This is a genomic window from Mycobacterium sp. 1165196.3, from assembly GCF_001673415.1.
Classification (GTDB): Bacteria; Actinomycetota; Actinomycetes; order Mycobacteriales; family Mycobacteriaceae; genus Mycobacterium; species Mycobacterium europaeum_A.
On the sequence record NZ_LZLU01000080.1, the window covers coordinates 1 to 695 of the forward strand.

Here is a 695-nt window from a genome sequence, read left to right on the forward strand (position 1 = left end):
TGGGCGTAGATGCCGGCCAGGATGTCTTCGAGGGCGGTCCGTGGGGCGCGGTAGTTATCGCCCTGGTAGTCCGGGGCGGGCAAAGCGCGGGTGTCGAGTTTGCCGTTGAGCGTCAACGGCAACGCCTCGAGCACCACCACCGCCGCGGGCACCATATAGGGAGGGAGCCGCTGACCCAACCGGGCCCGAATATCGGCGGGGTCAGCGGCTCCAGTCACATAGCCGACGAGACGCCTCTCGCCGGCCTGGTCTTCGCGGACGACGACCGCGGCTTGCTGCACGCCGTCCAATTCGGCAATGGCGGTGCGGATTTCGCCCAACTCGATGCGATACCCACGCACCTTGACCTGCTCATCGGCGCGCCCCCGATAGCGCAACTGCCCATCGGGACCCCAGCACACCAGATCCCCAGTCCGATACATACGCTGGCCCACCACACCGAACGGGCACGCGATGAACCGCGACGCGGTCAGCCCGGGGCGGCGCCAGTACCCGACGCCGACGCCCTCGCCGGCCAGATACAGCTCCCCCACCACACCGGCCGGCACTGGGCGCAGCCATTCGTCGAGCACGAAGAACGCCGCCCGGGTCACCGGCGAGCCGATCGGCGGGAATCCCGAGCCCGCCTGTAGCGAGGCACTCTTGCAGGCCCACATGGTCGTTTCGGTGGGGCCATACACATTGACCATCACCCG

General features: G+C 68.3%; 1 protein-coding gene. It reads right to left on the reverse strand.

Going from position 1 to position 695, the window contains the following annotated elements; translation table 11 throughout:
• The coding region (locus A5659_RS08250) for an AMP-binding protein (protein ID WP_156748909.1) at window positions 1-695 on the reverse strand (695 nt) is incomplete at both ends.